The sequence below is a fragment of the Salmonella sp. WC3 genome (genome assembly GCF_042932255.1).
In the GTDB taxonomy this organism is placed as follows: domain Bacteria; phylum Pseudomonadota; class Gammaproteobacteria; order Enterobacterales; family Enterobacteriaceae; genus Salmonella; species Salmonella enterica.
Map to the genome: position 1 here is coordinate 1,101,562 of NZ_CP170629.1, position 13,694 is coordinate 1,115,255.

At 54.2% G+C, this 13,694-nt stretch carries 9 protein-coding genes; 5 read left to right on the top strand and 4 right to left on the bottom strand.

Going from position 1 to position 13,694, the window contains the following annotated elements:
• Positions 1–31 precede the first annotated feature (31 nt).
• The 4 genes from aceE (at position 32) to ACFK9X_RS05205 (ending at position 6,796) form a co-directional block, all read left to right on the top strand.
• A complete protein-coding gene (gene aceE / locus ACFK9X_RS05190; protein WP_000003853.1) occupies positions 32–2,695 on the top strand; it encodes a pyruvate dehydrogenase (acetyl-transferring), homodimeric type in 2,664 nt (887 codons plus the stop codon).
• Between the two features lie 14 nt (positions 2,696–2,709).
• Positions 2,710–4,599, top strand: coding sequence for a pyruvate dehydrogenase complex dihydrolipoyllysine-residue acetyltransferase (gene aceF / locus ACFK9X_RS05195; protein ID WP_151115762.1), 1,890 nt, complete (start codon positions 2,710–2,712; stop codon positions 4,597–4,599).
• Positions 4,600–4,798: 199 nt separating this feature from the next.
• On the top strand, positions 4,799–6,223 hold the full coding sequence (gene lpdA, locus ACFK9X_RS05200; RefSeq protein WP_001519338.1) for a dihydrolipoyl dehydrogenase: 1,425 nt from the start codon (positions 4,799–4,801) through the stop codon (positions 6,221–6,223).
• Between the two features lie 288 nt (positions 6,224–6,511).
• Entirely contained in the window at positions 6,512–6,796 is a 285-nt protein-coding gene (locus tag ACFK9X_RS05205; protein WP_000765363.1) for an outer membrane protein, read from the top strand.
• A gap of 37 nt (positions 6,797–6,833) precedes the next feature.
• Here ACFK9X_RS05205 and ACFK9X_RS05210 read toward each other — a convergent pair whose 3' ends face one another.
• The gene (locus tag ACFK9X_RS05210) at positions 6,834–7,625 is read right to left on the bottom strand and encodes a DUF2950 family protein (protein ID WP_000757452.1); all 792 of its coding nucleotides are present in this window, start codon (positions 7,623–7,625) and stop codon (positions 6,834–6,836) included.
• Between the two features lie 12 nt (positions 7,626–7,637).
• Positions 7,638–9,260 (bottom strand): DUF3300 domain-containing protein, encoded by a 1,623-nt coding sequence (locus tag ACFK9X_RS05215; RefSeq protein ID WP_080250449.1) that lies wholly within the window; start codon positions 9,258–9,260, stop codon positions 7,638–7,640.
• A gap of 388 nt (positions 9,261–9,648) precedes the next feature.
• On the opposite strand from ACFK9X_RS05215, the gene acnB reads away from it, so the two are divergent.
• On the top strand, positions 9,649–12,246 hold the full coding sequence (gene acnB / locus ACFK9X_RS05220; protein ID WP_000888953.1) for a bifunctional aconitate hydratase 2/2-methylisocitrate dehydratase: 2,598 nt from the start codon (positions 9,649–9,651) through the stop codon (positions 12,244–12,246).
• A 39-nt stretch (positions 12,247–12,285) separates the two neighbouring features.
• Here acnB and ACFK9X_RS05225 read toward each other — a convergent pair whose 3' ends face one another.
• Positions 12,286–12,750, bottom strand: coding sequence for a membrane protein (locus ACFK9X_RS05225; protein ID WP_000110442.1), 465 nt, complete (start codon positions 12,748–12,750; stop codon positions 12,286–12,288).
• A 409-nt stretch (positions 12,751–13,159) separates the two neighbouring features.
• Positions 13,160–13,483, bottom strand: a complete 324-nt coding sequence (locus ACFK9X_RS05230; RefSeq protein ID WP_001101536.1) for a low molecular weight protein tyrosine phosphatase family protein — start codon at positions 13,481–13,483, stop codon at positions 13,160–13,162.
• Between the last annotated feature and the right edge of the window lie 211 nt (positions 13,484–13,694).

Consider the following 13,694-nt stretch of genomic DNA (forward strand, 5'->3'; position numbering starts at 1 on the left):
TCAACGTATTAGATAGATAAGGAATACCCCCATGTCAGAACGTTTCCAAAATGACGTGGATCCGATCGAAACTCGCGACTGGCTACAGGCGATCGAATCGGTCATCCGTGAAGAAGGTGTTGAGCGCGCTCAGTATCTGATTGACCAACTGCTTTCTGAAGCTCGTAAAGGCGGCGTGAAAGTCGCGGCAGGCGCAGGGGCCAGTAATTACATCAACACTATTGCCGTTGAAGACGAACCGGAATACCCGGGTAATCTGGAGCTGGAACGTCGCATTCGTTCTGCGATCCGCTGGAACGCCATCATGACCGTGCTGCGCGCGTCTAAAAAAGACCTTGAGTTGGGCGGCCACATGGCGTCCTTCCAGTCTTCCGCCACGATCTATGATGTCTGTTTTAACCATTTCTTCCGTGCGCGCAACGAACAGGATGGCGGCGACCTGGTGTACTTCCAGGGCCACATCTCTCCGGGCATCTACGCTCGCGCGTTCCTGGAAGGTCGTCTGACCCAGGAACAGATGGATAACTTCCGTCAGGAAGTTCACGGCAATGGCCTCTCTTCCTATCCGCACCCGAAACTGATGCCGGAATTCTGGCAGTTCCCGACCGTCTCTATGGGTCTGGGCCCAATCGGTGCTATCTACCAGGCGAAATTCCTGAAATATCTGGAACACCGCGGCCTGAAAGATACCTCTAAACAAACCGTTTACGCCTTCCTCGGCGACGGCGAGATGGATGAGCCGGAATCCAAAGGCGCGATCACCATCGCCACCCGTGAAAAACTGGACAACCTGGTCTTTGTTATCAACTGTAACCTGCAGCGTCTTGACGGCCCGGTCACCGGTAACGGCAAGATTGTTAACGAACTGGAAGGCATCTTTGCAGGTGCTGGCTGGAACGTTATCAAAGTCATGTGGGGCGGTCGTTGGGATGAACTGCTGCGTAAAGACACCAGCGGTAAGCTTATCCAGCTGATGAACGAAACCGTTGACGGCGACTACCAGACCTTCAAATCCAAAGACGGCGCTTACGTACGTGAGCACTTCTTCGGTAAATACCCGGAAACCGCCGCGCTGGTGGCTGACTGGACCGATGAGCAGATTTGGGCACTGAACCGCGGTGGTCACGATCCGAAGAAAGTCTACGCGGCACTGAAAAAAGCGCAGGAAACCAAAGGCAAAGCGACCGTAATCCTGGCCCATACCATTAAAGGTTACGGCATGGGCGACACCGCGGAAGGCAAAAACATCGCTCACCAGGTGAAGAAAATGAACATGGACGGCGTGCGTTACGTCCGCGATCGTTTCAACGTGCCGGTTGCCGATGCTGATCTCGAAAAACTGCCGTACATTACCTTCCCGGAAGGTTCTGAAGAACACAAATACCTGCATGAACGCCGTCAGGCGCTGCATGGCTACCTGCCAAGCCGTCAGCCGAACTTCACCGAGAAGTTAGAGCTGCCTCAACTTTCAGATTTCGGCGCGCTGCTGGAAGAGCAAAGCAAAGAGATTTCCACCACTATCGCTTTCGTGCGTGCTCTGAACGTGATGCTGAAGAACAAGTCGATCAAAGATCGTCTGGTACCGATCATCGCCGACGAAGCGCGTACCTTCGGTATGGAAGGTCTGTTCCGTCAGATTGGTATCTACAGCCCGAACGGTCAGCAGTACACCCCGCAGGACCGCGAGCAGGTTGCATACTATAAAGAAGACGAGAAAGGTCAGATTCTGCAGGAAGGTATCAACGAACTGGGCGCAGGCGCATCCTGGCTGGCTGCGGCGACCTCTTACAGCACCAACGATCTGCCGATGATCCCGTTCTATATCTACTACTCCATGTTCGGGTTCCAGCGTATCGGCGACCTGTGCTGGCAGGCTGGCGACCAGCAGGCTCGCGGCTTCCTGATCGGCGGGACTTCCGGTCGTACTACGCTGAACGGTGAAGGTCTGCAGCACGAAGATGGTCACAGCCACATTCAGTCGCTGACTATCCCGAACTGTATCTCTTACGACCCGGCTTACGCTTATGAAGTGGCTGTCATCATGCATGATGGTCTGGAGCGTATGTACGGTGAGAAACAAGAGAACGTTTACTACTACATCACCACCCTGAACGAAAACTACCACATGCCGGCCATGCCAGCAGGTGCCGAGGAAGGTATCCGTAAAGGTATCTACAAACTCGAAACCCTCGAAGGTAGCAAAGGTAAAGTTCAGCTGCTGGGCTCCGGTTCTATCCTGCGTCACGTCCGTGAAGCGGCACAGATCCTGGCGAACGACTACGGCGTAGGCTCTGACGTATATAGCGTGACCTCCTTCACCGAACTGGCGCGTGATGGTCAGGATTGTGAGCGCTGGAACATGCTGCACCCGCTGGAAACCCCGCGCGTACCGTACATCGCTCAGGTGATGAACGACGCTCCGGCAGTGGCATCTACTGACTATATGAAACTGTTCGCCGAGCAGGTTCGTACTTACGTACCAGCTGACGACTATCGCGTACTGGGTACGGATGGCTTCGGTCGTTCCGACAGCCGTGAGAACCTGCGTCACCACTTCGAAGTTGATGCTTCTTATGTGGTTGTTGCAGCGCTGGGCGAACTGGCTAAACGTGGCGAAATCGACAAGAAAGTGGTAGCGGATGCGATTACCAAATTCAACATCGATGCAGATAAAGTTAACCCGCGTCTGGCGTAAGAGGTAAAAGAATAATGGCTATCGAAATCAAAGTACCGGACATCGGGACAGATGAAGTTGAAATCACCGAGATTCTGGTCAAAGTGGGCGACAAAGTTGAAGCTGAACAGTCGCTGATCACCGTAGAAGGCGACAAAGCCTCTATGGAAGTCCCGTCTCCGCAGGCTGGCGTCGTGAAAGAGATCAAAGTCTCTGTCGGCGACAAAACCGAGACCGGTGCACTTATCATGATTTTCGATTCCGCCGAAGGTGCAGCCGACGCTGCGCCTGCTAAGGCAGAAGAGAAGAAAGAAGCGGCTCCGGCAGCAGCACCTGCTGCGGCAGCGGCGAAAGACGTTCACGTACCGGATATCGGCAGTGACGAAGTTGAAGTGACTGAAGTGATGGTGAAAGTGGGCGACACCGTTGAAGCTGAACAGTCGCTGATCACCGTCGAAGGCGACAAGGCCTCTATGGAAGTGCCGGCGCCGTTCGCGGGCACCGTGAAAGAGATCAAAGTGAACACCGGTGATAAAGTGTCTACCGGCTCTCTGATTATGGTCTTCGAAGTGGCGGGTGAAGCGCCTGCCGCAGCACCAGCGAAAGCGGAAGCCGCTCCGGCTGCGGCTGCTCCAGCAGCAGCGACGGGCGTAAAAGACGTTAACGTACCGGATATCGGCGGCGACGAAGTTGAAGTCACCGAAGTGATGGTCAAAGTCGGCGATAAAGTTGCCGCTGAACAGTCGCTGATCACCGTCGAAGGCGACAAGGCCTCTATGGAAGTTCCTGCGCCGTTCGCGGGCACCGTGAAAGAAATCAAAATCAGCACCGGCGATAAAGTGAAAACCGGTTCTCTGATTATGGTCTTCGAAGTAGAAGGCGCAGTGCCTGCGGCCGCTCCGGCTAAACAGGAAGCGGCGGCACCGGCTCCGGCGGCGAAAGCTGAGAAGCCTGCTGCCCCGGCTGCCAAAGCGGAAGGCAAGTCTGAGTTCGCTGAAAACGACGCGTACGTTCACGCTACCCCGCTGATTCGCCGCCTGGCGCGCGAGTTTGGCGTAAACCTGGCGAAAGTGAAAGGCACCGGTCGTAAAGGCCGTATTCTGCGCGAAGACGTTCAGGCTTACGTGAAAGACGCTATCAAACGTGCAGAAGCGGCTCCGGCAGCAACTGGCGGTGGTATCCCGGGTATGCTGCCGTGGCCGAAAGTGGACTTCAGCAAGTTTGGTGAAGTTGAAGAAGTGGAACTGGGCCGTATCCAGAAAATCTCTGGCGCGAACCTGAGCCGTAACTGGGTGATGATCCCGCACGTTACGCACTTCGACAAAACCGATATCACCGATCTGGAAGCGTTCCGTAAACAGCAGAACGCCGAAGCTGAGAAGCGCAAACTGGATGTGAAATACACGCCAGTGGTCTTCATCATGAAAGCGGTTGCCGCTGCTCTGGAACAGATGCCGCGCTTCAACAGCTCTCTGTCCGAAGACGGTCAGCGTCTGACCCTGAAGAAATACATCAACATCGGCGTGGCGGTTGATACCCCGAATGGCCTGGTGGTTCCGGTCTTTAAAGACGTGAATAAGAAGAGCGTGACCGAGCTGTCTCGTGAACTGACCACCATCTCCAAAAAAGCGCGTGATGGTAAGCTGACCGCTGGCGAAATGCAGGGTGGTTGCTTCACTATCTCCAGCATCGGCGGCCTGGGAACTACCCACTTCGCGCCGATTGTTAACGCGCCGGAAGTGGCTATCCTCGGCGTTTCTAAGTCGGCGATGGAACCGGTGTGGAATGGGAAAGAGTTTGTGCCGCGTCTGATGATGCCTATCTCTCTTTCCTTCGACCACCGTGTGATCGATGGTGCTGATGGTGCGCGTTTCATTACCATTATCAACAATATGTTGTCTGACATTCGCCGTCTGGTGATGTAAGCGAAAAGCCGGCCCGACGGCCGGCTTTTTTTGATAATCTCATGGAGTTTGTGAGGTTATTAGCGAAAGCGATAATTCGTGATCCGTTTGTTGTTTCAAAATTGTTAACAATTTTGTAAGATACGGGCGGATAGAACGACCCGGTGGATGATGGGCGATCAAGTACCCCGGACCGCCGGATACAAATAAAGAGGTCATGATGAGTACTGAAATCAAAACTCAGGTCGTGGTACTTGGGGCGGGCCCGGCAGGCTATTCTGCCGCTTTCCGTTGCGCTGATTTAGGTCTGGAAACCGTAATTGTAGAACGCTACAACACCCTTGGCGGTGTTTGTCTGAACGTCGGCTGTATCCCTTCTAAAGCGCTGCTGCACGTAGCAAAAGTTATCGAAGAAGCCAAAGCGCTGGCTGAACACGGTATCGTCTTCGGTGAGCCGAAAACCGATATCGACAAGATTCGTACCTGGAAAGAGAAAGTGATCACGCAGCTGACCGGCGGTCTGGCGGGTATGGCCAAAGGCCGTAAAGTGAAAGTGGTCAACGGTCTGGGTAAATTCACCGGGGCTAACACCCTAGAAGTGGAAGGCGAAAACGGCAAAACCGTGATCAACTTCGACAACGCGATCATCGCGGCAGGTTCTCGTCCGATCCAATTACCGTTTATTCCGCATGAAGACCCGCGCGTATGGGATTCTACCGACGCTCTGGAACTGAAAGAAGTACCGAAGCGTATGCTGGTCATGGGCGGCGGTATCATCGGTCTGGAAATGGGTACCGTATACCACGCGCTGGGTTCAGAGATTGACGTGGTTGAAATGTTCGACCAGGTTATCCCGGCGGCTGATAAAGACATCGTTAAAGTCTTCACCAAGCGCATCAGCAAGAAATTCAACCTGATGCTGGAAACCAAAGTGACTGCCGTTGAAGCGAAAGAAGACGGTATCTACGTTTCGATGGAAGGCAAAAAAGCCCCGGCTGAAGCGCAGCGTTATGATGCGGTTCTGGTGGCGATTGGTCGTGTGCCGAACGGTAAAAACCTCGACGCGGGCAAAGCTGGCGTGGAAGTTGACGACCGTGGCTTTATCCGCGTGGACAAACAGCTGCGCACCAACGTGCCGCACATCTTCGCTATCGGCGATATCGTCGGCCAGCCGATGCTGGCGCATAAAGGCGTTCACGAAGGCCACGTTGCCGCTGAAGTTATCGCCGGGAAGAAACACTACTTCGATCCGAAAGTTATCCCGTCTATCGCGTACACCGAGCCAGAAGTGGCATGGGTTGGCCTGACCGAGAAAGAAGCGAAAGAAAAAGGCATCAGCTATGAAACCGCCACCTTCCCGTGGGCAGCTTCTGGCCGTGCTATCGCTTCTGACTGCGCAGACGGTATGACCAAACTGATTTTCGACAAAGAATCTCACCGCGTGATCGGCGGGGCGATTGTCGGCACCAACGGCGGCGAGCTGCTGGGTGAAATCGGTCTGGCGATCGAAATGGGCTGTGACGCGGAAGACATCGCGCTGACCATTCATGCGCACCCGACGTTGCACGAGTCCGTCGGTCTGGCTGCTGAAGTGTTCGAAGGTAGTATTACCGACCTGCCGAACCCGAAAGCGAAGAAGAAATAATCTTCTGTAGGTGGCAATGCGCCACCCGATACAAAAAAGCGGCTTTACAGCCGCTTTTTTTATGCATGGCAAATCAGATGTGTCAAATGATGGCGAAGGATAACGAAACCGCAAAATTTATCGTTTCCGCAGCAGTACGTTTTTCAAAGCTTATGCCGTCGGTAGTGCCTTTGTCTGTCATTTTCGACCAACTAATTGTTTCATAAGAAATACCTCTCCTTACTTTGTCATCATCCTGAAATTGGTAACTCTATAAAATAATATCGAGCTAATTATGAGGTTTGATATATGAAACTTTTTCTGACAACAGCAGCGCTAACTGCGACCTTGATTTCCGGCATGGCATTTGCCAGCGATCCCGTCATCCCCTGGGCGACTAACAGCGGCGGTACGGAAAGCACGCATATTGCGGCAATGGGCGAGGATTTGAATGCGCAGCATCAGCAGATCACCCACACGCATGAAGGCGTATGGGCGGCTAATTCCGGCAGCATTCAGGCTGATGAAGCTGCGCTGACCAGCAACAAGCCGCCGGTACAAGGCCATCCGGAATTAATGCCGCATCAGGGCTAATGATCATGGCCTGGCGATAACGCCAGGCGCTTACGGGTTATTCGGCGACCTGCCACTGTGCGTCTGGCGCAAAACGCGTGATAGCCTGAACTTTACTCTCCGTCTCCTTGCCTAAATCCGCCTGATAAATACGATCGTCCTGGTTGACCATAAAACTCATCACCCCGGTTTCGCCGTAATGCATCGGCCAGGCCAGAAGCGCCGCGCCGTGACCGTCGTTATCGCTGATAATACGGAAATGGTAGCCGTGGTAACCCTCGTCTGGCGCTGCGGGGCTAAAGTTTGGGCCTAACGGACTGGGGACGTCGCCTGCTTTGGTTGGCCAGTACAGGCCATCTTTTTGGCCTTCGCTACTGATTATCCTGTGCGCCCAGCGATGGTTTTGTAAGTAATAGTCCTGCTGCGCATCAACGTAAGCATGCATGGCCTGTAAGGTAGAAAGTTCATTTCGCCCAATAGTACGGGTGAGGATCTCATTCCCGGCTGCCGCCATATCAAAGCGCCAGCCGCCAGTCTCTTTCACCATGGGCACCGGGAGCTGCCAGTCTTCTCGTCCGACATTCAGGTGCGCCGTATTGTCTTTTTGTACAATGCGATGGCCTTCGCGCCAGTCACGATTGAAGCGGGCCACGGCCTCGGGATCGGCACCTTCCGGCGGCAGAAATTGCCGCCAGTCATCGCCCAGTAGCGCGGTAAGCTGCGTTTCGTTTTTTCCGGCTACCGCCGCGGCGAAGGCGCTGGCGGCCGCTTCCGGGGAGGGGAACCGTTCCTGCGCGTAGCCCAGCAAGGGTAACGACAGTAACAGAGCGCTTAACATAACCTTTTTCATTATCTGCTCCGGTTAACGGCGATGAAATTCATGATGTTCAGAAAAATGTTCCCGCGCGGCGGCGCGTTGCTCGGTGTTTAAGTGACTGCCGCGACGGCTTTCCAGGCCGCGTAGCTGTTGCGATTGCCATGACGGCGATCGACTGTCGTTCCCGCTAAACACATTGGCGTGCATATTCTGGCGAAATGCCTGACGCTGCTGCGGCGTAGAGGATTCAATACGCTGGCGGGCGGTGTCTCTCTGCTGTTGTGAAACAGGGTGCTGCTGGGCTTTAGCCTTCAGCTCGGAACGATGCTGCTGCGTGGTGGATTTATTCAGTGTCTGCTGCGCCGCCTCGCGACGACTGCTGTTTTGTGTTCCGTCATAGCCACGGTAATTATTACGCTGGGCAATTTGATTTAACTGCTGCGATGCCGCCTTACGCTGGGCATCGCGGGTGCCTGGCGCTGGCAAAGAAGCGTTGGCCGTATGGCTGCGCTGTTGAAATTGCGTCATGGCCGCCTGGCGCTGACTGTCGCGAGACACTGGCGCTTGCTGCGTTGCGCTTAACCCGCCGCTAACATTGGTGGGATGGAACCGTTGCGCAACGGTATTATTCGGATAGGGGACGCCATTGCGCCAGGCGGGATTATGCTGCCAGCCCATCGTTTGGCCCGGCAGGTTTTGCCCGGATATTCGATTGAAATTATTGACATTGATGTTGATATTATCGCCATTATGTTGATAACCGTTACCACCATGATGGTAATCATCATCATGGTGGTCGTCGTCATGGTGGTGATGATCGTCGTCATCCCAGTCTATGCTGCTGAACAACGCATAGGTGGTGGCGACGCCCAGACTATAACCAAAACCTTTAACAAAACTATCGGCAAACTGCTGCCCCGGAGGGGGCGGTAAATACACCGGCGGATAAGCGGTATTGGGCCAGGCGCCATACACCGTCGCGGGGTTATAGTTCGGCACGTACACCACCTGCGGATTCGCGGGTTCAATTTTTATAACGGTCGACGGTGTCGCTGGCGTACTGGCGGATGTGGTGGTTGTCGTCGTGACGGCGGTAGAAGCGCTGGACTTCGGCACGCTGGTGACGGTTTGCTGTGGCGTGGATTTTAGCGAACCGGTTTGTTGAGCGAGCAGACGCAGCCTTTGCACCGCATCCATCACATCCTGTGGCTGGGCTAAGAACGCATCGCCCAGGTTTTGCACCCATTGCGGATTCTCGCCCATAAGCGCCATCAACTGGGGAAAGGCGACCAGCGATTTGACGCTGGGGTCCCACGGTTGGCTGGCCACCGCCTGAATAGCGGCATCGCCCTGCAGCGTAGGGTTATCGCGCGACCACTGGACGGCCTGAACTACGTTCGCCGGGTAGGTGGAGGCCATGAGCACCTGCGAAAGCAGGGCATCGGGATAAAGCGCGACAGGCGCGACCCATTGATCAATTTGCGCAGTGGTAAAGGTCGTTTTCGCGACAGGCGCGGGCACAGCGGTCTGCGTTGGCTCAGGGGCGGGAGCTGCCGCCTGCGCGGGCGCTTCGGGAGCGCGGCTTTTAACATACAGTACGCCCGAAGCGGCAAATAACCCGGCACTGCACACAAGGGCAATGAGATGGGGTTTAAAGGGCAACGTCATTTTATCTCTCCCGATTCCAGAGAATCGCTATGGTCATTATGCCTGCCGCCGACGGGGTGCAGTTTGGCGTGAGTATAAAGGGACGATAGTTTAATTTTTAGCTAATGTTGGGATCGGTAACGTTACGTGACGATCAAAGCACGAAATGAGGTAAGCATTTATGGCTGCAGCTCCCGTCTCAGTAGAGCATTAGACCATCCTTAACGATTCAGCCACTTTTTTATGTTGCTTTTTTGTAAACAGATTAACACTTAAAGAAAATCCTGTTATTGTGCCTTATGCGGTACCGGGCATTTACCCTACTAACTACTGTCTCACAGGAGCGTGAAGAGAATCGCCCATCAACAAAAGCGCCGCATTATGACAATGAGAGCGAGGAGATATCGTCGTGCTAGAAGAATACCGTAAGCACGTAGCTGAGCGTGCTGCCCAGGGGATTGTGCCAAAACCTTTAGACGCAACCCAAATGGCTGCGCTTGTCGAGCTGCTGAAGACCCCGCCTGTGGGCGAAGAAGAATTCCTGTTAGACCTGTTGATCAACCGCGTTCCTCCTGGCGTAGATGAAGCCGCTTATGTTAAAGCCGGTTTTCTCGCTGCTGTCGCGAAAGGCGACACCACCTCCCCGCTGGTATCCCCAGAAAAAGCCATTGAACTGCTGGGCACCATGCAGGGTGGTTACAACATTCATCCGCTGATTGACGCGCTGGACGATGCGAAACTGGCGCCGATTGCGGCCAAAGCGCTGTCTCACACCCTGCTGATGTTCGATAACTTCTACGACGTAGAAGAGAAAGCCAAAGCGGGCAATGAATATGCCAAACAGGTGATGCAATCCTGGGCCGACGCCGAATGGTTCCTGAGCCGTCCGCCGCTGGCGGAAAAAATCACCGTCACCGTTTTCAAAGTGACCGGCGAAACGAATACCGACGATCTCTCTCCGGCGCCGGATGCGTGGTCGAGACCGGATATCCCGTTACATGCGCAGGCGATGCTGAAAAACGCCCGTGAAGGCATTGAGCCGGATCAGCCAGGCGTTGTCGGCCCCATCAAACAAATCGAAGCATTGCAGAAAAAAGGCTACCCGCTGGCCTACGTGGGCGACGTGGTGGGCACCGGTTCTTCCCGTAAATCCGCGACCAACTCCGTGCTGTGGTTCATGGGCGATGACATCCCGAACGTGCCGAACAAGCGCGGCGGCGGTCTGTGCCTCGGTGGCAAAATTGCGCCTATCTTCTTTAACACTATGGAAGATGCGGGCGCACTGCCAATCGAAGTTGACGTTTCTAACCTGAATATGGGCGATGTGATTGACGTCTACCCGTACAAAGGCGAAGTGCGCAATCATGAAACCGATGAACTGCTGGCAACCTTCGAACTGAAAACCGACGTGCTGATCGACGAAGTGCGTGCCGGTGGTCGTATTCCGCTGATTATCGGACGTGGCCTGACCACCAAAGCGCGTGAAGCGCTGGGTCTGCCGCACTCTGATGTATTCCGTCAGGCAAAAGACGTGGCAGAAAGCAGCCGTGGCTTCTCTCTGGCGCAGAAAATGGTCGGTCGCGCCTGTGGTGTGAAAGGTATCCGTCCGGGCGCGTACTGCGAACCGAAAATGACCTCCGTCGGTTCTCAGGATACTACCGGCCCGATGACCCGCGACGAGCTGAAAGACCTGGCCTGTCTGGGATTCTCCGCCGATCTGGTCATGCAGTCGTTCTGTCACACCGCAGCCTATCCGAAGCCGGTTGACGTCACCACGCACCACACGCTGCCAGACTTCATTATGAACCGCGGCGGTGTCTCTCTGCGTCCGGGCGACGGCGTGATTCACTCCTGGCTGAACCGTATGCTGCTGCCAGATACCGTGGGTACCGGCGGCGACTCCCATACCCGTTTCCCGATCGGTATCTCCTTCCCGGCGGGCTCTGGTCTGGTGGCGTTTGCCGCCGCGACCGGCGTGATGCCGCTGGATATGCCGGAATCCGTGCTGGTACGCTTCAAAGGCAAAATGCAGCCGGGCATCACCCTGCGCGATCTGGTCCATGCCATCCCGCTGTACGCCATCAAACAGGGCCTGCTGACCGTTGAGAAGAAAGGCAAGAAAAACATCTTCTCTGGCCGCATCCTGGAAATCGAAGGTCTGCCGGATCTGAAAGTGGAGCAGGCGTTTGAGCTGACCGATGCTTCTGCCGAGCGTTCCGCTGCGGGTTGTACCATCAAGTTGAACAAAGAGCCGATCGTTGAATACCTGACCTCCAACATCGTCCTGCTGAAGTGGATGATTGCGGAAGGCTACGGCGACCGTCGTACGCTGGAACGCCGTATCCAGGGCATGGAAAAATGGCTGGCGGATCCGCAACTGCTGGAAGCCGATGCTGACGCAGAGTACGCGGCGGTGATCGACATCGATCTGGCGGATATCAAAGAGCCAATCCTCTGTGCGCCGAACGATCCGGACGACGCGCGTCTGCTGTCTGACGTGCAGGGCGAGAAGATCGACGAAGTGTTCATCGGCTCCTGCATGACTAACATCGGCCACTTCCGTGCAGCCGGCAAGCTGCTGGACAACCATAAAGGCCAACTGCCGACTCGCCTGTGGGTGGCGCCGCCAACCCGTATGGACGCCGCGCAGCTGACCGAAGAAGGTTACTACAGCGTGTTCGGTAAGAGCGGTGCGCGTATTGAGATCCCTGGCTGTTCCCTGTGTATGGGTAACCAGGCGCGTGTGGCTGACGGTGCGACGGTGGTTTCCACTTCTACCCGTAACTTCCCGAACCGTTTAGGTACCGGTGCGAACGTCTTCCTGGCTTCTGCGGAGCTGGCGGCGGTTGCGGCGCTGATCGGCAAACTGCCGACGCCGGAAGAGTACCAGACCTACGTGGCACAGGTGGATAAGACGGCGGTGGATACTTACCGTTATCTGAACTTTGACCAGCTTTCTCAGTACACCGAGAAAGCGGACGGCGTGATTTTCCAGACTGCGGTGTAACAGAGACGGGCCCGGATTTCCGGGCCCGAATGGTGCTTCTTATTTATTATTACGCTTCACTTCCCGTAGCCCCGGCAAATACGTAATTACCCCGCCCATTATTGCCCCGGCTACAATCGCTGGAATAAGCATAATCAATACTTCACCATATATTAATGGTAGTATGCTTATGTCAAAACCATATCGCACCAAATTAAACAACGTCGTGATCAGACCGCCTGCAATGGCGCAAAGGATCATCCTGTTAATTATTTTTTGATATAATTTCAGGGGTATCAGCGCGCAGGCGACACCGGTTAACCATGCGGGGAGGAGACTGTATATCCAGCCGGTAATAATAACTAATGCTGGTATTGTTCTGTAGAAACAGAACAAAAATGAGTCTGGTCCGCCAATAATGGCGGGTGAATAGTTTATGACACCTATCGCGGTGGCTGCGCCTATTAACGGCCCAAGCAGAATAAACCAACCGCTATGATAAATTATTCGTCGAAATACAGACATAATGTATCCTTCCTTAATTTTCCTTCAACCGTCTGACAAAAAATACAACTCACTACGGCTTCTCTGCTGATATCGCCCATTGCTGGAGTTCAGTTGAAAAGTGCTTATCAAGTAGCCAACAATTTCATGACAACGACCCGGATGATAAGGAAGCGTCTGAAAGACTAGCAGGCGTCGGCGTGGGCAGGGTATTGATGATTTCTGAAAAAACGCCAGAGGGACGCCGGGCTGGTAATGCTATAGCTGGATGAGGGGCAGCCGTTTTTAATGACTGCTCTCTTCCGGCGCATAATAAAAGGTCATCTAAACGGCGCGCTGCCTGATGTGAAATTTGTCGTCGAGTTTTCGCTTAACGGAGAGTAAGTGAATGTAATCGTGATCGATGATGGACATTTCCTTGCGGCAACGCCTATATCCCCAGCACTTCCGGCACCAGCTCTTCCAGTTGCCTGACCAGTTCAGGGTCCATATAGCGATAATCGTCGGGGATATCGAGTACGTGCAGGGGCTTATTTTCAATAATACGACGATATTCAGCCATCAACCGGTCTTTATGTTTCTGCTCCATAACGCAGATAACGTCAGCCCACTGAAGTAACCCGCACGACACGCTTTTTTTGGCGTTGCGGCTGGTGCCAGCGGAACGGACGCTAAGGCCAGGATAGCGGCGGAACACCTGCTCCGCCGTGGGGCTGCGCCATTGATTTCGGCTGCATATGAAAAGCACATTCATTAAATAAATACTCTTCCAGATCGCGCTTCGCTAACGGCGAGTGTGTGAATCGTGGAGACTTAATACCCCACGGTGCGGCACGTAGCACTTTGTCGGAGTGCGTGTAGATATATTGAAGCGCTAGAGTGACTTTCTGTATGAATAATAAACTGTTTTGGCATTTTTATTTTATCTTTTGTGCGCCCCGCTGTTTTTCTTTCACCGTGCTGCG